At 31.8% G+C, this 23,753-nt stretch carries 19 protein-coding genes; 10 read left to right on the top strand and 9 right to left on the bottom strand.

What is annotated here, in order from left to right; all coding sequences use genetic code 11:
• Positions 1–2 precede the first annotated feature (2 nt).
• A complete protein-coding gene (locus N456_RS06735; RefSeq protein WP_062055224.1) occupies positions 3–911 on the bottom strand; it encodes a patatin-like phospholipase family protein in 909 nt (302 codons plus the stop codon).
• A gap of 3 nt (positions 912–914) precedes the next feature.
• Entirely contained in the window at positions 915–3,035 is a 2,121-nt protein-coding gene (locus N456_RS06730; protein WP_062055222.1) for a M1 family metallopeptidase, read from the bottom strand.
• Between the two features lie 122 nt (positions 3,036–3,157).
• Between N456_RS06730 and recG the strand changes: the two genes are divergently transcribed.
• The 6 genes from recG (at position 3,158) to N456_RS06700 (ending at position 9,222) form a co-directional block, all read left to right on the top strand.
• On the top strand, positions 3,158–5,260 hold the full coding sequence (gene recG / locus N456_RS06725) for an ATP-dependent DNA helicase RecG (protein WP_062055220.1): 2,103 nt from the start codon (positions 3,158–3,160) through the stop codon (positions 5,258–5,260).
• A 381-nt stretch (positions 5,261–5,641) separates the two neighbouring features.
• Complete coding sequence (gene tssD / locus N456_RS06720) at positions 5,642–6,043, top strand: type VI secretion system tube protein TssD (protein WP_062055218.1); 402 nt, start codon at positions 5,642–5,644, stop codon at positions 6,041–6,043.
• Between the two features lie 11 nt (positions 6,044–6,054).
• Complete coding sequence (locus N456_RS06715; protein ID WP_062055216.1) at positions 6,055–7,317, top strand: hypothetical protein; 1,263 nt, start codon at positions 6,055–6,057, stop codon at positions 7,315–7,317.
• 76 nt (positions 7,318–7,393) lie between these two features.
• Entirely contained in the window at positions 7,394–7,780 is a 387-nt protein-coding gene (locus N456_RS06710; RefSeq protein WP_062055214.1) for a hypothetical protein, read from the top strand.
• A 335-nt stretch (positions 7,781–8,115) separates the two neighbouring features.
• Positions 8,116–8,646, top strand: coding sequence for a hypothetical protein (locus N456_RS06705; RefSeq protein WP_062055212.1), 531 nt, complete (start codon positions 8,116–8,118; stop codon positions 8,644–8,646).
• A gap of 45 nt (positions 8,647–8,691) precedes the next feature.
• Positions 8,692–9,222 carry a hypothetical protein gene (locus N456_RS06700; protein WP_062055210.1) on the top strand — a complete coding sequence of 177 codons (531 nt, stop codon included), beginning with the start codon at positions 8,692–8,694 and terminating at the stop codon, positions 9,220–9,222.
• Positions 9,223–9,385: 163 nt separating this feature from the next.
• Here the strand turns inward: N456_RS06700 and N456_RS06695 are convergent, their stop codons facing one another.
• On the bottom strand, positions 9,386–11,968 hold the full coding sequence (locus N456_RS06695) for an endonuclease (RefSeq protein WP_082422457.1): 2,583 nt from the start codon (positions 11,966–11,968) through the stop codon (positions 9,386–9,388).
• Between the two features lie 337 nt (positions 11,969–12,305).
• On the opposite strand from N456_RS06695, the gene N456_RS06690 reads away from it, so the two are divergent.
• From N456_RS06690 to N456_RS06680, 3 genes are all read left to right on the top strand, one after another.
• Positions 12,306–12,497, top strand: a complete 192-nt coding sequence (locus N456_RS06690; RefSeq protein ID WP_062055206.1) for a hypothetical protein — start codon at positions 12,306–12,308, stop codon at positions 12,495–12,497.
• A 62-nt stretch (positions 12,498–12,559) separates the two neighbouring features.
• Entirely contained in the window at positions 12,560–12,748 is a 189-nt protein-coding gene (locus tag N456_RS06685) for a hypothetical protein (protein ID WP_062055205.1), read from the top strand.
• A 206-nt stretch (positions 12,749–12,954) separates the two neighbouring features.
• On the top strand, positions 12,955–13,137 hold the full coding sequence (locus N456_RS06680; RefSeq protein WP_062055203.1) for a hypothetical protein: 183 nt from the start codon (positions 12,955–12,957) through the stop codon (positions 13,135–13,137).
• Positions 13,138–13,193: 56 nt separating this feature from the next.
• On the opposite strand, the gene N456_RS06675 is transcribed toward N456_RS06680, so the two are convergent.
• The 4 genes from N456_RS06675 to N456_RS06660 all read right to left on the bottom strand — a co-directional run bounded on the left by N456_RS06675 (position 13,194) and on the right by N456_RS06660 (position 19,208).
• The gene (locus N456_RS06675; protein ID WP_062055201.1) at positions 13,194–14,378 is read right to left on the bottom strand and encodes an acetate/propionate family kinase; all 1,185 of its coding nucleotides are present in this window, start codon (positions 14,376–14,378) and stop codon (positions 13,194–13,196) included.
• Between the two features lie 83 nt (positions 14,379–14,461).
• Positions 14,462–16,555 carry a phosphate acetyltransferase gene (gene pta / locus N456_RS06670; protein WP_062055199.1) on the bottom strand — a complete coding sequence of 698 codons (2,094 nt, stop codon included), beginning with the start codon at positions 16,553–16,555 and terminating at the stop codon, positions 14,462–14,464.
• A gap of 175 nt (positions 16,556–16,730) precedes the next feature.
• Positions 16,731–17,831 (bottom strand): DUF2911 domain-containing protein, encoded by a 1,101-nt coding sequence (locus N456_RS06665; RefSeq protein WP_082422456.1) that lies wholly within the window; start codon positions 17,829–17,831, stop codon positions 16,731–16,733.
• Between the two features lie 153 nt (positions 17,832–17,984).
• A complete protein-coding gene (locus N456_RS06660) occupies positions 17,985–19,208 on the bottom strand; it encodes a peroxiredoxin family protein (protein ID WP_062055195.1) in 1,224 nt (407 codons plus the stop codon).
• Positions 19,209–19,620: 412 nt separating this feature from the next.
• On the opposite strand from N456_RS06660, the gene pheT reads away from it, so the two are divergent.
• Positions 19,621–22,047: a phenylalanine--tRNA ligase subunit beta gene (pheT, locus tag N456_RS06655; RefSeq protein WP_062055193.1), complete on the top strand. Its 2,427-nt coding sequence runs from the start codon at positions 19,621–19,623 to the stop codon at positions 22,045–22,047.
• 92 nt (positions 22,048–22,139) lie between these two features.
• Here pheT and N456_RS06650 read toward each other — a convergent pair whose 3' ends face one another.
• Both N456_RS06650 and N456_RS06645 read right to left on the bottom strand, forming a co-directional pair.
• Positions 22,140–22,943, bottom strand: coding sequence for a DUF2314 domain-containing protein (locus tag N456_RS06650; RefSeq protein ID WP_062055190.1), 804 nt, complete (start codon positions 22,941–22,943; stop codon positions 22,140–22,142).
• A 111-nt stretch (positions 22,944–23,054) separates the two neighbouring features.
• The gene (locus N456_RS06645) at positions 23,055–23,609 is read right to left on the bottom strand and encodes a DinB family protein (RefSeq protein WP_062055188.1); all 555 of its coding nucleotides are present in this window, start codon (positions 23,607–23,609) and stop codon (positions 23,055–23,057) included.
• Positions 23,610–23,753 lie beyond the last annotated feature (144 nt).

The following is a 23,753-nucleotide window of genomic DNA, read 5'->3' as shown; positions in this document are numbered from 1 at the left end:
AATCAAATCTTAAGCTTATTATCCTCTGCTTGCCTTGCTTTTTTAGCAGCATACTCATATCCTTGTCGCCACCAATTACCCATTAGTTTTTTATCAAAAATTAATGAATTCTCAGTAAGTTTAGAAGGAGTATAATATAAATTTAAAGGAACATCTTTATTAATCGCAGCTAATTTACCAACTACAGTATCATGTCCTTCGACTTGATCTAGCATAAAACTAAACAAATTAACCATTAAAGAAAATGGATTTTTCCCCAATACTTTATTATGTTCCATATTTTCAGACTCTAAGATAATTGCATCTATTTCTGTAGCTCCCCTACGTATTGCTTCTCTAATTGGTACCATACATCCAAAACCTCCATCTGCATATTCGCAACCATCTTTTATTGCCAAACTCATAAAAGGTACATAATTACATGACATCCAGATCCAGTCACAAAAATCTTCATAAGAAAAATCATTAATAGATTTATACTCGGTTCGATTTTTAGTAAGATTAGAAACTGTTACTACAATATCATCTACCTTTCTGCGGGCTAATCTAAACTCTACTTCAGAGAAGTTTTTACGTATGGTTCGTCTTAGGTTTTTACTTTCTCCAAATGTTCGTTTTCTTTTAATAAACTGCCATAATGATGAAAAAAAATTGACTGATACAAACTCTCTATTCCCTTTCTTTCTTACAATAAAAGGATTGACATTAAAAATAGTCCGTTGATTAACATTAGTATAGATATCATACATTTTATCTATATTTCCTAAAGCTAACTGTGAAATCAAAAGACTTCCTGTAGAGGTTCCCAAAAAAAGATCATATTTCTTACCTTGTTCCTGAATTAGATATTGTGCTACACCTCCAGCATAAGCTCCTTTACTACCACCTCCTGAAATCACTAATGCTCGCATATATTATGGGGTTATTCTTTTTTGTAAAAATTCTTGTTGACTCTCTGATAAACTAGTTAATAAAACTACATATTTCTTTCTATATTTTTCTTCTTTTAGTAACTTATCAAGAATTCTTCTACAAAAATTTCTAAATCGCCAATTATGATGTGTAGCACCTTCAACAAGATTTATCAATGATATATCTGAAAAAGCTTGTAAACTCTCTAAATATGTAAACGCATTTTCTCTGGTACTGATACTAAACTTTGATGAGGTATATCCTGACAGTTCTAAATAAAATTTTTGATGATTCTCTACTTGATACTCTTTAGTACTCAATGCTAATACTAACCATAACGTTTTAATATTTTTAGAATTAAACCCTATAATATCCTTAGTAAGATCCAGATATTCTTTTCTTTTTTTTGGAAAACTAACCCATAAATGATATAATGCTGGTTCTATAGTAGCATAAGATGGATCTTTTAGCAATGACTCATACTCTGTTTGCAGACTCTTAGGAACTGTACTTAATGTATTAGCGATTGCCTGACGTACATAAATATTGTTGGTTTTAAAAGCTTTATCATATAAAGTGATTATCGCTGAATCTGTTTTTCCTTCTAATTGATAGACCACCTCTTGACCGATATAGTCATTTACAGGAAAATCTAATGCCTTAGACAGTGTCTCCCACTTCCCAGCCATAGGCTGAGTACGTTCTTTTGCTAATCCCAAATAGTTTTTTATAAACGTTGATTTTGTAAGAATAGCCAATGCTTCTTCTGAAGGAAACCTAACATTCTCTAACCATAATTGTTTAAATGCTGTTAAATCAGTACCACTTACCTGCTCTGCTATATGTATAAAATCATCAGTTGTAACGTTTTGATACTTATGCTTTTCAAGATAATTATGAATTGTAATTTTAAAACTAGTATCCCCTAATAAACCTCTTAATGCATGGACAGCCCAAGCGCCTCTTTGATAAAACGTTAATGAGCTCGATTTGGGATCTAATAAAGCAGTAGCGTTCTTTGTAGTAGATAATGAAGTAAGTTGTTCTGCACTTTCATATAATTTATATAAAAAATAATCTTCTCCAAAAATTTCTTTTTCTGCTAAGAGAGCATAGTATGTAGCAAAACCTTCTTGCAACCAATGATGTGTTCCTTCTGTTTCAGTTACTAAATCTCCAAACCATTGATGTGCTAGTTCATGAGCATTAACATTGATATAATTTTGATCTACAAAAGTAGTTTCATCGATCACAAAAGCATCAGAAAAAATTGTTGTTCCCGTATTTTCCATCCCTGCATACAAAAAATCTTTTACTGGTACTTGTTTATAATTTTGCCAAGGATAAGGAAACCCTATCTCTTTTTCTAAAAAATCAAATATTTTCTTACTGTGCTTATAGGTAGTTTCATATTTATCTTTATCAGATGGATAATAATACATTTCTAAAGGAATTCCACTCGCAGAAGTTTCTACTACTTTATCATATTTACCAATAGCAAAAGCAACTAGATAACTACTCATTGGTTTTTTCATATTATAATGCCAGCTTCGGATAGAATCATTTAATGATTCTGTTTTTATAAGTTTTCCATTAGCAACCACTTCATATCCTTTAGTAAAATTAATAGTAAGATCAAACGCTACTTTTTCGTTCATATCATCAAAACTAGGTAACCAATTAGAGGTGTATTTTCCTTGTCCTTGTGTCCAGATTTGATCATTTCCTTGAGCATCTTTTATAAAATACAATGCTTTTTGGGGTCTTGCTTTAAACTGAATAGTCATCGTATGTTCAACTCCTGTTTTAAAATCAGAGAGAATCATAATTTTTTTATTATCATATTTAAAATCAATAGACTTATTATCTACACTTATATTTTTAATAACCATACGTTGCGCATCTATAAAAATAGATTTTGTAATATTCTGTATTATAAATGTATATCGAACTGTTCCTTGTATGGTTTTGGTTTTAGCATCTAATGCTACATCTACTTTACCTTTTAAAAAATCTACTTGAGTTTGTTCTTTTTTATTTTTTGGGGATGGGTTAGCATCTATGTTCTGAGCGCTACATATACTAAAAAACAGAATTATAAAAAGATGTGCTACTAATTTCATTGATTATTTTTTTATTTTTAAAATCTCCTAGATCAAATGTTCTGCCAAAATAACGAAATTAGTATGGTTATGTGGCAAATTTAAAATTGAACTATTTTCTAATATGTACTATCTTCGTGGCAATGAATCCTAATATACTACAAACTCCTATTGATTATTTAAAAGGCGTTGGACCTTCGCGCGCTACTTTACTAAGATCTGAACTAGGAATTAAGACCTATCAAGATCTTGTCAATCTTTTTCCTAATCGATATCTCGATAAAACAAGTTATTATAAAATCAACCAGTTACAGCGCAATTCTGCAGAAGTACAAATAATAGGTAAAATTATTAATATAAAAACTGTAGAACAAAAAAAAGGTAAACGATTAGTTGCCAGATTTATGGATGAAACAGGAGAAATGGAACTGGTATGGTTTAGAGGACAGAAATGGATTAGAGAAAATCTAAAACTCAATACTCCTTATGTTATTTTTGGGAAAACAAAATACTATAACGGGTTTACTATGCCACATCCAGAGATGGAGTTACTCTCAGAGCATCAACAAAATCTGAGAACCGCTATGCAACCTATATACCCTTCTACAGAAAAACTGTCTAATAAAGGAATCACCAATAGAGTCATCTGTAAAATAATGCAACAGCTGTTTGTAGAAACTAAAGTTCGATTCTATGATACACTATCTAGTGAGATCTTAGATGAATTAAAATTAATTTCTAAAAGCGAGGCTGTTTTTAATGTTCATTTTCCAAAAAACCAAGAGCTATTATCCAAAGCACAATATCGTCTTAAGTTTGAAGAGTTATTTTACATTCAACTACAACTGATTACCAAAAAATTAATACGAAAACAAAAAATTAAAGGCTTTCCGTTTACTAAAGTAGGAGCATATTTTACTGATTTTTATAAAAATCACCTTCCTTTTGAGCTTACCAATGCACAAAAAAGAGTTATTAAAGAAATTAGAAATGATATTGGGAGTAGTGCCCAGATGAATCGATTATTACAAGGAGATGTAGGTTCTGGTAAAACAATCGTAGGGCTGATGGCAATGTTATTAGCCATAGATAACGATTTTCAGGCATGCCTAATGGCTCCTACAGCAATCCTTGCTAATCAACATTATCAAGGTATTAAAGAACTTACTAAAGATCTTAATATTAATGTAAAACTATTAATGGGGAGCTCTAGGATTAAAGAGCGACGAGAAATTCATAAAGAACTCGAAGAAGGCACACTACACATTTTAATCGGCACGCACGCCATTCTTGAAGATAAAGTAAAATTTAAAAATTTAGGCTTAGCCATTATCGATGAACAACACCGATTTGGTGTCGCACAGCGAGCAAAACTATGGCATAAAAACACCTATCCTCCACATATTTTGGTAATGACCGCTACACCTATTCCCAGAACTCTAGCGATGAGCCTCTATGGAGATCTGGATATTTCTGTAATTGATGAACTTCCACCAGGGCGTAAAGCTATTAAAACCGTTCATCGGTATGATAGCAACCGATTAAAAGTATTTAAATTTATTGCAGAAGAAATCCAAAAAGGAAGACAAATCTATATTGTATACCCTCTGATACAAGAATCAGAGGCTATGGATTATAAAGACCTTATGGATGGATATGAAAGTATTGCTCGCTCCTTCCCTGCCCCAGATTATCAAATCTCTATCGTACATGGTAAAATGAAACCTGCTGATAAAGATTATGAAATGGAACGGTTTGTAAAAGGTGAAACACAGATTATGGTTGCCACTACTGTTATCGAGGTAGGTGTTAATGTACCTAATGCTAGCGTAATGATTATAGAAAGTGCTGAACGATTCGGGTTATCACAATTACATCAGTTACGAGGACGTGTAGGTCGTGGTGCCGAACAAAGTTTCTGTATTCTAATGACTAGTTTTAAGCTATCCGCAGATAGTAAAACTCGATTAGAAACTATGGTACGGACTAATGATGGTTTTGATATTGCAGAAGTAGACCTAAAACTACGTGGTCCCGGAGATATTATGGGAACACAACAAAGCGGAGTTCTAAATCTTAAAATTGCAGATATTGTAAAAGATAATGATATCCTAAAAACAGCACGATATTATGCCTTAAAAATCTTAAACGAAGATCCTTCTCTATCTCTAGAAAAAAATAAGATCTTGCTGTATACTTATCAACAATTAGCGAAACATAAAAACATCTGGAACTATATTTCCTAATAAAAACCATAATTTATACACTTGATCCCTCTACTAAATCACTCATAAAACACAATTATAAGCAATTAAAAATCAATTGCTTAATATTAAAAAAAATAAGAAACATACAGTTTCACCTTTAATATATTGTGGTGTATAAACATACTGTTATTGAGTATTTTAGCGTATATTTACACTAACTCAACAGTAATTACCCCCTCCCTTAAGTAAAACTTGTCATTAATTGCTATAGAGTTTTTATCATTATTCTGATGTTCTCTGAGTTGTATATACGGTAGTATTTACTCAGAAAAATATATCCGTAAGAGGTTATGATATAAAAAGTAAAAAAAAAACCAACATATATTACACATAAAAAATAATAACAATAAAAAATTGGCAATGGCAACAAAAACAGAACTCATCATCGACAAAAAACAATACAGACTCTTAGAATGTTCCTTTGATTACCATCAATCTGTAGATCATAGCGGTAAACCTAGTGCTAGAGTACGAGCAGGTAGCATTCTTGTCGTAGTAGATTTTGATGGAGAAGAAGAACTCATTAACTGGGCAGGTAATGATCATACTACTCGTAGTGGCAAGATTATTTTTTATAAATCAGATGGTATGGGTATAAAATTTAATTTAGAATTTTCAGAAGCATACTGCTCTGATATGTATGTATATCAAAGTAATCTTGTAGGTGGTGGAGTGCTATCAGAACTTAAGATCAATGCGCGAAAAATGACGGTAACAGGACATACTCATACCAATAACTGGCCTACGGTTAATAACAACTAATTCGATAAAAGATGAGGATTAGTAACCAAACATTACGACAGCTCAATACAATACTACGACCTGCTATAGAAAGAGCCACAAAACCATCATTTGCGAGTAACCCCCCAACCGCTTTTAGTATCGGTACAAGACTCCATAGAGAACTCGATCATACTCGTACTGCACTTTCTCAAGCACTCTATAAAATAGACCTTGCTACTGATGATATTGGTGCTGATCGATGGCATATGCATCAATTACAAAGTCTAAGACCCTATACAGTAGAGGTCGATACGAATGATTATGTAAAAAAAAGGAATAACGGATATCAGGTATGGGATGGCTATCGATGGACACAAGTATCAAAAGATGCTAAAATAAAAGTAACCAGTGAACGTAGTAAAGCAACCAATGGACAACTCGCAGTAGTTGTACGCGCAGAAGATCGTAGTACCAATACCCATATCTTCTTTGCAGACGATAATGTGTATAAACGAGGAGGCGAGATCAGCTATAATGGACCTATGGGTGATAATCCTGATCTCTCACCTGGTATAATGAATCATGAGGTCAACTGGGAAGATCACATGTATAACGCTGTAAAAATGGGCACTGCTATAAGTGGTAAAGCTGCTGGAGCATTAGCAATGACTCGTATGGGTAATCTTACTCCTTGGAACAAAGGCGCAAACCTGCATAAAGCATACGGGTGGTATCGTAATAAAGAAGGAATCTACCGTAGCCTTAGTAGTCAACGTAATACCATAGGCGCAGGAGGGCATCGTGTAGGAGCTAAAACTGCATCAAATGGTATAAAACATTTTAAAGCTGCAGGAAAAATATGTGCAATTGTAAGTGTTGCAATTAGTAGTTATGAAGCTGGTTCAGCCATTTATAATCAAGACTCTAATCAAGACGAAGTTATCACCAAAGCAAGTATCGATATCTCCATGGCATTAGTTGGCGCTTGGGGTGGTCCCGTAGGTTGGGTTATATCAGGTAGTTATTTTATACTCTCCTCCACAGGTACTTTTGGAGATTGGGGACAGCCTAGCGGAGTAAATAGTAGTGGTATACCCTACGGCAGCAATAACTTTGGTACTCTTGGTGGCGGAGCGTCGAGCAGATATACCGATGAGTTTATGATTGATTATATACCTCCTATACGACATAAACGTAGTATGATGAGAGAACGACTCTATCAGATGCAAGCTATAGACAATACGTATGTAAAACCACAGGTGCATTATAATATAAACATAGATGGGCAGCAAGAATTTTATAATAGACTATGAAAAATATACGCATAGTAATAAAGAAACATACTATACCATTTTTGGTATATCATAGATCTCTGAAAAAATAGTATCTATGAATGTAGCTGTTTTAACCTTTGTCGGATCCATAGCAATACCTCTTATCGTGTTCACTTTCTTAAGAAAATACGTTGATAGAAATAATAGTGTATGGACTATAATAGGAGGAGGAGTAATCGCTTTGATTGGTATATATATCTACATATATAGCGTCGAGGAAAAAAAATATTTTTATTTGAGTTTGATTATTCCCTTATATGCAGCCTTATTGTACAAAATTTTATCCTATCTATTTTTAAAGAAATTTGGCAGATTACCTATCGATACATTTTTTGATTATAACGGAACTATATGGGATCGTTTATTTAATATCATATATGGGATTTTAATAACAGTTTTTCCTATATACATCCTATATTTTATCTCTAAGTTGTATAATTAATGTTACTATATTTTTTTATAATAAATACAAATTTTATAACCTGTTATAAAATGAACTGGTTACAAAAATTGCGCCCTCCTAAACTTATCAATTTAGTATTGATTTTTTTATTACAAAGGCAAATTTATTGAACACTCCCATACATCATCTACTCACAGTAGCTAGGAAGGGGTATACTACTACTGGGAAACTCCTAAAATCTTCTGGGGAAATAAAATATTTTTACATCAAAAAAATAGATTTCTGTAGTATTCTTTCTACGTGCTATTATATATATTCTTGGATATAAGACATATAATTCATTTCTTGTCAATCATAACCTATTTTATATTAAAATGTCATACCAACAAATACCCGATTATCCAGAAAATTATTCCTCAGGAAACATCATTTCTAGATTTATCGATGGTCTTGGCTATCGTTATTATTGGGCGACTGAGGAACTTACTGATAAAGATTTGAAATATAAACCATCTGCAGAAGGAAAAAGTACCTATGAAACTATTGAACATCTCTATTGGCTTTCGATAATGATTCTAGATGCACCTCAGCATATCACATCTATACGATTAACAAAAGATGATTTATCCAAAATAACATTTAAAAACCTTAGAGAAAACACATTGCATAATCTAAAAAAAGCAAGTGAATTATGCGCTGGCAAAACTGCAAATGATATTGCTGTTTTTACTGTTCGTATCCAAAAAGGAGAGGATACTCTAGAGTTTCCGTTCTGGAACATGATGAATGGCCCCATATCCGATGCGCTATATCATACTGGGCAGATTGTTTCTTTTAGAAGATCTTCTGGCAATCCTATCCATCCCAGAGTTAGTGTATTTCTTGGAAAAACTAAAGAATTATAATATCATCTATTTTAGAGATGATATGCCATTATAAAAACAAATCTATTGAAACCTAAACTACTAATTTTATCAGACCTATGGGGAGAAGAAAAATCTGATTGGGTAGCATATTATATAAAACAGCTTCAGAACACTTTTAGAATACAATACTATGATTGTTGTACACTAGGAGCATTAGATACATCGATATATACCGAAGAGAATCTTCATCAACAATTTATAAATGGAGGTATTGAGATAGCTGTACAGAACCTACTTCTACTCGAAAAAGAAAGCGTAAGCATACTTGCTTTTAGTATCGGTGGACTTATTGCATGGAAATCAGCATTAAAAGGACTAGATATAAATATACTGTATGCCATTTCTTCTACGCGATTACGGTATGAAACTAATAAACCAAAAAACAAAGTTGAACTATATTTTGGTGAGAATGACAGCTATAAACCTACTAGTAAATGGTTTAATAGCATGAATATCCCTACCACTATCATCCCTCAAAAAAAACATGATATATATACAAACCCAGAATTTGCGATGCAATTAAGTATCAAAATTTATACTTCCGTTTCTTTATAGAAGGCAGCCAATAGTAAAAAAAAGTACGAAATCTAATGAGGTATCAATAACTATCATTCTAATATATATCCCTGTTTCAGAAACGAAACATATTAATATTAAAAAAGCCCCATACATATAAACTATGGAGCTTTTTCTTAATTCAACACTTGTAAATAAAAAACTATTTTAATATTATTTTTTCTGAAATACTATGATTACCATCCGATATTTTTACAAAATACATTCCTGGCACCAAATCTTCTAACATAATTTTATTAGTAGAAATCATACCAGATTTTACAACGCTACCATGTAAGTTAGTCATCACAAAACTGAGATTATGAGCATCTTTTGATTGTATAGTAATATAGGATTTTGCAGGATTAGGATATACTTTAGCAAAAAACGGACTTCTCTTTTCTAGCTCTTTATGAGTTTTTATAAATGATGTACCCTTTGCTTTTAATGAAGTTCCTATGTTTACAGTATAATCCTCAACTTCGCCATAACCAAAAGTTTCGCAAGCTGTCTGTGCATCTTTCCATTTCATAGAAACCCGCATTCTTGTAGTACCAGATACCGTTGTAGAAGGTACCGTAAAACGATAAGATAATTCACCATCACTTGATGACGATTTTTTCACCACCTGTTCTGATGTTTCAAAAACTCCATTTTTATTAAAATCAATCCAAACTGCCCAATGCTCATTATAAGGAGTACTTGCAAATCCCGCGCTTACAATAATAGTATTAGAACCATATACAAGATTGGCTATCTTAGAAGTAAAATTACCATACCCTCCATTTGCCTTAGTTCTATTAGAAACTCCTCCTATGCTTACATAATCTATGTATTCATATTGTACAGTTTCTCCCTTTGATGAACAATAAGAAACTACGGTATCATTTTTTGTAGTTGCACTAATGCTATTACTTACTAAAGACGTATTTTCTGCAGCATCATAAGCCTGTACCTTAAATCTATATGTAGTTCCTGATGTTAGACTTGATATGGTATAGCTAGTTGCTGTAGTAGTAGTTAATATCGAATTATCTTTATATATCGTATACCCTTTTACATCTATATTATCTGTAGAAGGGTCCCAAGAAAGTTGTACACTATTTTTTGTTATATTAGAAACTACTAAATTATCCGGCGTACTAGGAGATTCGGTATCTGTACCTGTGTCACCATTTCCTCCAGCAAATGTATGCGTACCTAAATCATCAAAAGTATTTTTAGCATACGAATCCCATTCAGACACCTTATATGTTGGAGATGGTGAGGATACATTTGATTTTCTTCTTAAAGTAACATTTTTACCAAAGTTTGAAGACCCTCCACTAAAGTTTCCTATAATATCTATCAACTCTCCATTTTTAAACAACCCCACGGGGTCATTACCATTAAATTGTAGTACAGATGATCCTGATATAAGATCTGCTTTATTTTTAATCGTACTCGATGCAGAACTATTAGCAGCGATAAAAACATCATTAGTTGCCAAAACACCAGAAAGATTTACTGCTCCAGACCATGCCCCAGAACCATTACTTTGTTTTTTAATGGTATATCCCGAAAGGTTTATTGATTGACCTGTATAATTAGCTATTTCTAATGCTTTATTATGTGATGAACCTTCTACATATTCAGAGAAAAATAATGCTGTTGCATTATTTCCTCCCGTAGATCCCTCTTTAGTTGTTACCGTAATTGTAGTACTCTTAGCAGATATATTACCCGCAGCATCCTTTGCTTTTACAAAAAATGAATATGCAGTATTTCCTGTTAATCCAGTAACCGTATAATTAGTAGATGTCGAAGTACTTAAGAATGCTCCATTCTTATATATATTATATCCAGTAACACTTATATTATCTGTAGATGCACTCCATGATAATACTGTAGTTGTTTTTGTAGTACCCGAAGCTGATATATTAGCAGGAACAGTTGGAGCTTGAGTATCTGTACCTCCTGTATTTCCAAATCTATCCTCAGCCTGTGGTCCTCCCCATATTTTTGTAGCAAATGCAGGATTGTCTATAAATGGATTCCTATTACCTTGTACATTTTCTAGAATTGGGTTACGCTGCAATTCTAATTGCGAAACAGGATCTTCTGCATTCCATTCTAAAAACAACTGTAACATATTATTATCACTAGTTGCTCTAGCTCCTACTCCAACATTTTTTGGTAAACAACGATTACCATAACGTATATACATATACATCATCATACGAGCGACATCACCTTTCCATTCATCTCCCGGATACCAATATCCCTGAGAAGTAGCTCCAGAATTACCTGAGCCATTTGCAAATTTCCTATTTCCTCTTGATGAATTCCGTTTTACATCAGCAGGTCGTAAATGGTGTGCATCTGCTCCAGGGCCAGAAGTCCCTAAATTGGGGCTTCCCAATGATTTTGGATATACATGCTCCCTGTTCCAATCTGTAGAACCTCCTCCATTCGCATTAATACTTCTTGTTCTATCTGTAGTAGAATTTCCATCAGTATCACTATATCCGTATACCAAAATTACTTTTGATGGATTAGAAGGAGATACATCTGTTTGTTTTAGTGCATTCCAAACTCCAGGAGTATAGGATAAAAATGTGGTATGTGTATTGGTTACTTTACTTGCTAATTCATTCTTTAGAACAGATCCTGATGCATTGATATTAACATCGTTATAATATGACGGAATCTGACTGTATCCGATATAAGAAATCATTAATAAAAGTAATACTAGTGCTTTTTTCATGTGTTAAGAGTTAATTTATTTAAGATAATTTGGTGAGCTCTAAACTAAAGGTATTCTACCAGATTCATTATAGCAAAATGTTACTAAATCGTTAGAAAAATTGTTCTTATAGATGCTAACAGAATATCTGTATAAATCATCTTCAAAAAACAATTTCTAAAGACAAGTTTCTCTATAAATATAGTTTATACAATTGTATATAACATCTTATATATTTAACGGTTTTGTCTAATATTAAGTATAAACAAGAAGAATACCTTACTTTTTTAACGGTTTAAAATCAATTGATTTACAGCTTTTTATAGTAAATTTAATACGTAACTAAAATATAACACAAATGAAAAAAATCTTAAATTTAAACGGAATCAAAGAGCTTAGTAAAAATGAGCAAAAACAAATTAATGGTTCAGCTTTTTATGGACGTGCAACCTGTTGCCCTAGTGGTAGAGGATGCTTAATTAGTTTTGGAAATCAAAGTTTTTGTGAACCTGGATATTGTGATCGATGGGGACGTTGCATTTTTGCTTAGTTAAAAGAACTAATAATACAACGCCTTTCTTAAATTGAATTACTAACTTCAACACATAAAAAATGAAAAAAATCTTAAATCTAACAGGAGTTAAAAAGTTATCTAAAGAAACTCAACGAGAAATTAAAGGAGCAGGTCGCCCTAGAGTATATTGTGGAGGTCGAAGAAGATGCTGTATTCGCTATAGTAATGGTCATGAGTTTTGTGATTATGGATACTGTAGACCTAATGGAAGTTGTATGTGGGCATAAACACATCCCTATAATACATAAAAAAAGCCTCTTTTATATTATTCTAAAAGAGGTTTTTTTATGTATTTTATTCTCGTATATAAGTATATAACTTTAGTTTTTTAAGAAACAGTCATAGCATCATAAATATCTTATATTTAACATTTTATAATATTACATCAAGTCTTTTTACTGTATATTTAAATACGAACTTAAATATATATAAAATGAAAAAAATCTTAAACCTAACAGGAGTTAAAACACTTAGCAAACAACAACAACAAAATATCAAAGGTGCAAGAGTACCAGTAACTTGCTGTGGACGTAATAAATGTAGAATCAGTTTTGGAAATGAAACATATTGTGAACCAGGACACTGCCTTAGCTCAGGATATTGTATTCTATATTAATCATAATTATAGCACATAAATAAATGGAGGATTAGTAATAAATCCTCCATTTATGATTAAGACAATACTGCAAAAGATTGTTTTGCTATCTCTAATTCTTCATTAGTAGGGATTACTAATACTTTTACTCTAGAAGAAGGTAAACTAATCGTACGTGTTTCTTTAGATCGTATCCTATTTTTTTCTGTATCCAATTCTATACCTAAAAAATCTAAATTCTCACACACTAAACTACGCATCAAGTCTGAGTTTTCTCCAATACCTGCAGTAAAAACAATAGCATCTAATCCATTTAGTATCGTAGCATAAGAACCTATGTATTTTTTGATTCGGTATGCATTCATTTCTAGTGCTAGCTTACAATCAGTATTTCCTTTTTCTGCTTGAGCTTCTATGTCGCGGAGATCACTATATCCTGTTAACCCTAACATTCCACTTTCTTTTTGTAGAAGCATATTTACTTCTTCTAGTGAATATCCCAAGGTATTAACCATATAAAAAAGTATTGCAGGATCGATATCCCCACATCGTGTACCCATAATTAAACCGTTCATAGGTGCAAACCCTAACGTATGATCAATACTTTTACCATTCTTTACAGCAGTCATACTACATCCATTACCTAAGTGAATAGTAATTATTTTTGATTGTTGGATGCCCAAAAAGTCAATTGCTTTTTCTGACACATACTTATGGCTAGTTCCATGAAAACCGTATACTCTTATATTATGTTTTTCCAAAAATGTATTCGGAATAGCATATTTATGAGCTTCTACAGGTATAGTTTGATGGAATGCAGTATCAAATACGGCTACTTGATTAGCTTGGGAAAAAATTTCTTCAGCAACTATAATCCCCTCTAAATTTGCAGGATTATGCAATGGAGCTAAACTAGAAAGTTCTTTGATTTTTCTCTTTACTTCTTCTGTAACTTCTACTGTTTTTGCAAAAGTATTACCTCCATGCACTACTCTATGACCAACAATACTAATATCTGACGCTGATTGAAGTACTCCTATCTTATCATCCATTAAATAGTTTGCTATCAATTGCAGACCATCCTTATGATTTTTTATATCTTCCTCCTTCTCAATTGCAATCTGTTCTGACTGATACTTAATTTTTGCATTATCTAAACCTATACGTTCTACCATTCCTGAGCAAATCACTTTTGCTTCTGGCATGGTAAACAGCTGAAATTTTATTGAAGAACTTCCTGAATTTAATACTAATACTTGCATATGTTTTTTAAAATATAAACTATTAGAAACTAGATATTAGACAATTTATGATTGAATAAAATATTATAACTACTCTACTTTATTTATAATCCTTGAGCCTGAATTGCCGTAATAATAACGGTATTATATACATCATCTACAGTACACCCCCTACTCAGATCATTAACTGGTTTATTTAACCCTTGCAACATCGGTCCTATTGCTAATGCTCCTGTTTCCCGTTGTACAGCTTTATACGTATTATTTCCTGTATTTAAATCAGGAAATATTAGTACGCTAGCCTGTCCTGCAACCTCAGAATCTGGTAACTTACTCTTTCCTACTCTTATATCTACAGCAGCATCATATTGTATAGGTCCCTCTATTTTAAGCTTCGGACATTTTTCTTTAACAATAGTTGTTGCTTTTCGTACGATTTCTACATCTTCTCCTTTTCCAGAGGTTCCTGAAGAATAGGATAGCATAGCAACTTTGGGTTCAATTCCGAATGCCGCTGCAGATTCTGATGAAGATATTGCTATCTCTGCTAATTGTTCGGCATTAGGATTAGGGTTAATAGCACAATCTCCAAAAACGGATACTCTATCATCTAAACACATAAAAAATACAGAAGAGACCACTTTTACACCTGGTTTAGTTTTTATAAACTGTAGCGCTGGTCTAATAGTATGTTGTGTAGTGTGTACAGCTCCAGAAACCATTCCATCAGCATGCCCCTTATAAATCATCATGGTTCCAAAATAAGACACATCCGCCATCATATCTTTTGCCATATCTAGATTTACATCTTTATGTTTTCTCAATTCATAAAATGTTTGCACATAATCATCATAATAGGGGGATTCTGTAGGAAAAATAACATTTACTTTACTAAAATCTATAGGAATATCTAGTTTTAGGGTTTTATTTTTAATCTTCTTCTCATTTCCTATTAGGGTGATGTCGACCACTCCAGAAGCTAATAATCTAGATGTAGCTCTTAGAATCCTCTCATCAGACCCTTCAGGGAGAACAATATGTTTTTTATGTTGTAACGCACGTTTTAATAAATTATATTGAAACATTCGTGGAGTTAATCCTTCGGATCTAAATGTTATCAAACGGTCTGCTAAACGATCTTCGTTTACATATTTCTCAAAAGTACTTATGGAAGTATTTATCTTTTGTAGGTTATCTAAATAAATTTTCGGTTTAATAGCCCCTATTTTATTTGTTATAGAAAAAGTACCTTCAGCAACTGATATAATCGGAAAAGATAAGGATACTCCTTCTAATAGTTTTAGGATTGGTTGCTCTGGGACAATCCCTCCAGTAAGTATAATCCCTGAAATTTTTGGATAATTATCTGATATATTAGCCTGTAAAACCCCTAAAATTATATCTGCGCGGTCTCCAGGGGTTATAACAAGACTATTGTCCTTAAGATGTGTCAAATAATTTCTTAATTGCATGGCTCCTACTCCAAAATTACCTGCTTGATTGTTTAAATATTTTTTACCAAACAATACATTACCATCTAATTCTTTTGCAATTTCTCTAATTGTAGGGTTTATTAAAGAATTGACCTTAGGAATAATAATTTGGTCTATATTTTTCCCGAAATCAGTTTCAAAAAGCTTTTCTAATTGTTCCTCATTACCTTGGGTAACTTTATTTGCTACAGTAGCCAAAACTTCTACATCTTTACTACTAAAGGTATCAAAAGCTAATTTTAAATTACTAACAATTTCTTCATTCTTTTTGTCAACTCCACTAGCAACAATAACCGCAGGAATACCAAGGTTTTTAGCGATGATAACATTAATATCAAACTCAATAATACTACCTTCATCAGAGAAATCAGTTCCTTCTACTAGTATAAAATCAAATCGTTCTTCAAGGTTTTTATATTTTCGAATAATTTCATCTATAATCTCTCCAGATTTACCCTGATTATACTTTTGAAGTACTTCACTTCTAGTATAAGCATAGGCTTTTTTAAAATTAATATCTAACTCGAAATGAGATATTACAGTATTGATATGGTTGTCAACTTCTCCTTCTTTAGGATCATCTATAATAGGTCTAAAATACCCTACTCTGGCTACCTTACCCAGTAGCATACGCATCATTCCTAAAACAACAATAGACTTACCACTATTAGGCTCTATTGTAGCAATATAAACAGCTTTACTCATGTGTATAAATTTGGTAGTACAAAGATACGGTAATACACTAATTTATAACACCATCAAAACCCAATAAACTGCTTTATATGATACTTCTATAATATTAACAATTTGCTTTTGGTTTATATAACAAAAGGTCTAGAATAGCTCTAAACCTTTTGTTCTATCAGTTATATATTGATAACTAATTTATGTCCTCTCCTTTTTTAAGCTTTTCTAGCTCTCCATTAAGGCGTCCTTTAAATCTATCCGGAGCATTATTTAATGAAGTTTGTATCGCTTTAATTGCATTTTTATAATCTCCAATTGCAGCATATGCTTTGGCTACTCCATAATTAGAAGGCCATGCATTATCATTATTTTTTACATTATCTTTTGATATAGCTAATGCTTTATCTTTTTGCCCAAGTTGTATAAGTCCTGTTCCTAACCTAAAAATTTGTGAAGTATTTCCTAGTGCAACTGCTTTATCTACAAAAGTCATAGCTTCACTTATTTTTCCTTGTTTTACCAAGATCTGTGATTTAAGAGATAGGTTAGCAAATGTTTCTTTGCTAAAGAAATTTCCTGTTATAGAAGAGTTTATCCATTCTAATGCTTGATCTAACTCTCCTGCATTAAAAGCATAATTAGCCGCTCTATCCCAGTTCGTCTGGGTAAATCCCGAAGAATTACGTAAATCGTTTTTAATACCATTCAATACTATAGTTTTTACATCAACAGTTATCGTAAAAGGAATTTCTTTTTTCTCCCATTCTAAAACGGCTATAACACTGTTAGGTTGCACTTCTTTAAAAGAGAATGTTAACATTTCGGTATGTACAGATTCTTTAGTTGTGACATCTACTCTTACAACATCTTCTTTTTGATCATAAAAATAACTCCCCCAAGAGGTAGCATTATTAGATAATATAATTGTCGCTCCTCCATCTTCTTTTATGGCCATATGAAGTCCATAAACTCCTGCTTTAACATCTTTTCCTTCTACCTTTACATCATGAGTAAATTCTATAGTAGAGTTACTGTTTGCTCCCGCTCTCCAAGGTGCTGCTTTAGCAGTTCCAAAACCTAGGTTATTGTATCCATAGGGAACTAATTTTCCCCATATCTGGCGATTATTTACGCTAGGCCTACCATAATCGATAGTAATATTAGTAATTCCTATACGTTGTGTTACTTGTGCACGTTGGCTAGCTTCTGGTATTTTAAGTTGTGCATTGATCTGAGTTATAAATAATAATAATACTCCTACAATGCAAGCTGTAATAGGGTTGGCTTGTTTCATGACTGACTTTTTTGAATTAATTTAGTTTCACTTAAATAACTATATCTATTTGATATAATTTATAACCAAAACAAGTTAAGCGGTAATTCTCAATCGTAATGTTACGGTAGTGTTAAACTCAAAAAGAAAGTCTTAATTGATTGTTAACCCCAGCTATTCTTTTAACAACTGATTAACAAAGCTTTCAAAATCATTTTTAAAATTAATATATTTTTCACCCGTAGCTGGTCCATTAAAACCTGTATGTATTTTACGTACTACTCCTTTTTTATCAATAAAAATAGTAGTAGGATATGATAATACATGATTTAACATTGGTAGTTTCTCTTGTGCTTTCTTTTTATCTGAAGTTCCATACTGAGCTAGAAGAATTGGATATGCTACTTTTAGTTTATCTTTCCATCTTTTTATAGATTTAAATGCCTTTTCTTCAGTCCTTGCATATTCAAAAGCTAATGCTACAAATTCTACATCGCTATTTTTCTTATTATAATAATCTACATAGTATTTAGTTTCATCCATACAATTAGGACACCAAGTTCCCATAAGTTGTACAATAACTACCTTGTCTTTAAATTGTTCATCCTCAAGCGAAACTATATTACCTTCTGTATTTGGGAAATTAAATGCAAACGCATCATAATTTTCTTTTAAGAACGTTAAAGAATCTTCTGATGGTAATTCATAATTATTGTTCTTTATAGCAGTAAAAGGTTCTTTCCAATGATTACCCGAATAAAAATAGCCGTTTAATGTACTATCTGTTACCTGTGCTGTAAATAAAAATGCATGTGCTCCATCAAAAGTAGAGAGTTGTATGGTATCATTATTTATAACCCCTTCTAAATAACGATAATCCCCTGTAGTTGTTCTAAATGTACCTGTAATGATATTACCCTGTTGTTTAAAGATACCTTTAGCAATATAACTATCTTCCTTTTTATCTTTACTAAATACTGTTTCCCAGTTTCCTGTCACATCATATATTGGTTTTGAAACAATATCGAATCGGTCTTGCGCTCCATATGTAGCTTTAAAAGGGACTACTCTATTAAGACTTTTTTTTATATAACTTCCTGAAATTGTCATAGAATCTATAAATCGAGCGGCAATATATCCTTCAAAAACCGGAAACTTAATCTTAATAGAATCTCCTTCAATCACAACCTCATCAGTATCGATGCTTTCTTCTGCATTAAAAATTCTTAAGGTTTGATCTTCCATCACTTCTATTAGAAAAGGTAATTTTTTAGTATCCTGAACCTCCAAAATAGCTCTCCATGGGCCTTTTTTAAAATCTATATCTTTAGATGTTTTTTCTTTTTTGCAAGAAAATAAAATAGTAGCTATTAACAGTGATACGAGTATTCTTTTCATGATCTATATTATTTAAAAAAGTGCAGAAAGTTACTCAAAACTTTCTGCACTTTTTCCTTTTTATAATCTTATTAGTCGTTTTTATTACTCATAGAATACAAATTCTTTAATTAAAATCATTTCTTACATATAGATTCTCTTCCTATTTTCATAAAACATCTTCTTTATTAAACCCATCATTCCTGTAAAAGAATAATAATTAAACATATAATTCCATTCTTATTTACTTAATTATAAACAACATACAAAAATAGTTATTTTTAGATCCATCGCTTATTGCTAATACCCAATAATGATTCATTAAAATAATAATAAAAAGATCTTCAAAGATTTTGTAGATCAATCAAGGTAAACAATTTGTAACCTCTATTCAATATAGTATCTTTACCCACTGAATTAAGAAAGATTACAAATGAAAATTTCATACAACTGGCTAAAACAATTTACTAATCTCGACTGGGATGCGGAAAAAACTGGAGAACTTCTTACGGATTTAGGTTTAGAAATAGAAGGAATAGAATCTTATCAAAGTGTAAAAGGCGGATTAGAAGGAGTTGTTATTGGACAAGTTCTTAATTGCGAAAAACATCCAAATGCTGATAAACTTAAAGTCACTAAAGTAGATCTCGGTAATGGCGAGCCTGTCCAGATCGTTTGTGGAGCTCCTAATGTTGATGCAGGACAAAAAGTTCCTGTTGCAACAATCGGTACAAAACTGTATGATGATAAGGGTAAAGAATGGACCATAAAAAAAGGAAAAATCCGAGGAGAAGAAAGTCATGGAATGATCTGTGCTGAAGATGAATTAGGATTAGGAAAAAGCCATGATGGAATTATGGTTTTAAACCCTGATATAGCCGTAGGAACCAAAGCTTCTGAAATATTTGATATTGAAAATGATCGTGTTTTCGAAATTGGGTTAACTCCTAATCGTGCTGATGCGATGAGTCATTGGGGTACTGCTCGTGATCTCAAAGCTGGATTATTACAAAAAGATATTAATATAGAGCTTATCACTCCTTCTGTAAGTAGTTTTATCGTAGAAAGTAGAGTTAATAAAATTGATGTCGAAGTAAAAAATACTGACTTAGCACCAAGATATTGTGGTGTAACGATTTCTAATCTTAAAGTAAAAGAATCTCCTGCTTGGTTACAACATCGATTAAAAGCAATAGGAATCACTCCTAAAAACAATGTCGTAGATGTTACTAATTATGTACTACATGAACTAGGGCAACCCCTACATGCATTTGATACCCACTATATTGAAGGAAATAAAATCGAGGTAAAAACGATTGATGCAGGAACCAAATTTACAACCTTAGATGAAGTAGAAAGAGAATTACACTCTGAAGATCTTATGATCTGTGATGCTGTAAAACCTCTTTGTATTGCAGGAGTGTTTGGAGGTATAAATTCTGGTGTTACAGATACTACCACATCAATCTTCTTAGAAAGCGCATATTTTAATCCTGTTAGTATTCGCAAAACAGCAAAACGACATGGTCTAAACACAGATGCATCTTTTAGATTTGAGAGAGGTATAGACCCTAATAGTACAGAATATGCATTAAAAAGAGCTGCACTATTAATACAAGAACTTGCCGGAGGAAGTATTACCAGTGAAATTACAGACCTATATCCAAAAAAAATTGAAGATTACCAAGTATTTCTATCTTTTGAAAATGCTACTAAACTAATAGGTGAAGAATTACCACAAGATACAATAAAACGTATCCTTACATCACTAGATATAAAAGTAAATAGTGTAACCGAAACAGGAATCGGACTTACCATACCCGCATACAGAAATGATGTACAGAGAGAAGCTGATGTAATAGAAGAGGTATTACGAGTATATGGCTATAATAATATTAGTTTTTCTCAAAAACTGAATGCATCAATATCTAATATTGATAAATTTTCTGATTATAATGTACAAAATACCATAGCTAATCAATTAGTTGGATTAGGGTTTAATGAAATGATGGCCAATTCACTTACCACTTCTGATTATATAAAACTAAGTGAACAACTTAAAAACGAGAATGATGTAGAAATGCTAAATCCACTTAGTAATGAACTTGCTGTTATGAGGCAATCGATGCTATTCTCAGGATTAGAAGCTATAGCATATAACAGTAACAGAAAACGACCTGATTTAAAACTATTTGAATTTGGAAAAACATATCATAATTACGAAAGTGGAAGAATTGAAAACAAACACCTTAGCATTCTAATATCTGGTAATAAATCCAAAGAAAATTGGAATGTAAACCCTCAGACTAGTGATTTCTTTTATCTAAAAGGAATAGTACTCTCTATCCTAGAACGTTTGGGACTAAACAAGTTAAAAACTACACCTATTAAAAATGATTTTTTTACAGAAGGGATTTCTTTATCCATCGGTAAAGCTCAGTTAGTAGATTTTGGACTTGTTAAAACATCTGTTCTAAAACATTTTTCTATTTCTCAAAAAGTATTGTATGCTGATTTTAACTGGGATACTATATTAGAATATGCAAAACATAATAAAATTAAGTACTCAGAAATTCCTAAATTCCCTGAAGTACGTAGAGATTTTGCCTTATTACTTGACGATTCTATTAAGTTTGAAGACATTTATACTATTGCAAAACAAACTGAAAGACAACTTTTAAAAGATATAAACCTATTTGACGTATATCAAGGTGAAAACCTCCCTAAAGGAAAAAAATCATACGCCGTAAGTTTTACACTACGAGATGATAACAAAACACTTACGGATAAGCAAATTGATAAAATCATGAATAAATTACAATATAATTTTGAAAATAAATTAAATGCAGAACTTCGGTAATTCATCTTTGTAACATAATTCATTTATTAAATATAAAAGCGACTGCCCCAAAAGACAGTCGCTTTTATCTCTTTTTATAGATGGTGTTAATTCTATTTTAAAACAGGTATGATATGCTCCCAATTTAGAGATTTAGCATAATCTAATGCAGTTTTTCCGGTGTTAGTTTTTGCTTCTTTATCAATCCCTATTTTCAGTAAAACATCAATTATAGTCTTATTTCCTGCAATAGTTTCATTATGTAGCATCGTTAAGCCGTTTTCATCTTTAGAAGTTATACCATCAAAGTTTCCCTTTAAATATTCACTTCTAACTTTTCCTTTCATATTTTTACTCATGGGATGTTCTATCAAGTTTTCTGGATGTACTTTCTGCTCAAATACAGTTTGGATATCATTATAATCTCCAAAATCTAACCCCCAAGCTTTATCATGTTCTGCCCTTTCATTTTCTTCCATATCCGACCGCAACATTTGTATAGTAAATCCTCCATAAGTTTTTCCTCTTATTGCAAACATCCAATCACTTATCTTATCTAATGGTATTATAATACTATCACCTTTAGAAATATTAGTTAACCGATTTGGGGAGTTCATTAGAATACCACTAATGTTTTCTCCATCAAAATCAATTTGATTAATCCACATATGCTCTACAACTGGTTCTTTAATCGTTTCAAATTTTTGTTCAAAAGGAATTTTAACTATTGATAAATCAAGCGCAGGTACAATTCTTCTGTATTCCCAATATAATTCTCTCCAAAAATAATTAAAAGTTTGTTTAGCCTGAGCATAGGCTCTTTCCATTTTTTCATTTTGTTGAGCATAGAATAACTTCTGTTCTTCTAATTGTCTTTTACTTTCCTTTTTACTAAACAATTTTGAAAATAATCCCATATTTTTTTTCTGATTCTTACTCTAATACATAATCATATATAACATATACTTACATTAATATATAATTCTATATTAGTTATAAACTATATCTCTAGACCGATATAGATTTGATTAATAACTATTTTCCTGTTCTTTAAATTTTTTCATATATATATTTTCTATTATATTAATATGATGTAATTCATGTCCTAAAATATGATATCCTAAAGCCCGTGTACTTGCTACATTACCATTAGCTGTTCCTTTTCTTATAAGCGCTTTATTAGAAAATCCATTAAATAATTTTATAGTAGATATTCGAACTGCTTCAAATTCTTGCATTATATTATCAATTGTTCTTTCAGCTGTATCCGAGTTATCATTATAATCATTTTGCTCAAATCCTGGCAAGTTAGTTTCATCATTTCTTGCAAAAGCAAGAGCTCTATAACCATAGATTCTCTCATCATCAATTATATGAACTAACACCTCTTTTATTGACCATTTATTTTTACTATATCTAAAATTTAACTCTTCATTGGATAGCGTTTTAATCAATTTCTTTGTTTTGCTTAAACTATCTTCGAGTTGTTGAAGAAGACTTCCATCTTGCTTACTCCATTTCATATACATTTCTGCATAAATTGGGTATTCATCTTTGGATGGAAACTCAATAGTTCTATTCATACATATTTTAGTTTATTGATTATCTCTGATAATTATATATAGTCATAATATTTCCTCTCTAAAATAATTAAACTAATGCATATTACATAAATTTTCTATACATCACAACAATACAAATATGGTATTTGATAATTATAAGTAAAG

Origin of the sequence: Aquimarina longa SW024 (genome assembly GCF_001401755.1) — a bacterium.
Lineage (GTDB): Bacteria > Bacteroidota > Bacteroidia > Flavobacteriales > Flavobacteriaceae > Aquimarina > Aquimarina longa.
The sequence above is the reverse complement of the archived record's forward strand: the minus strand, read 5'-3'. Positions and strand labels throughout refer to the sequence as shown.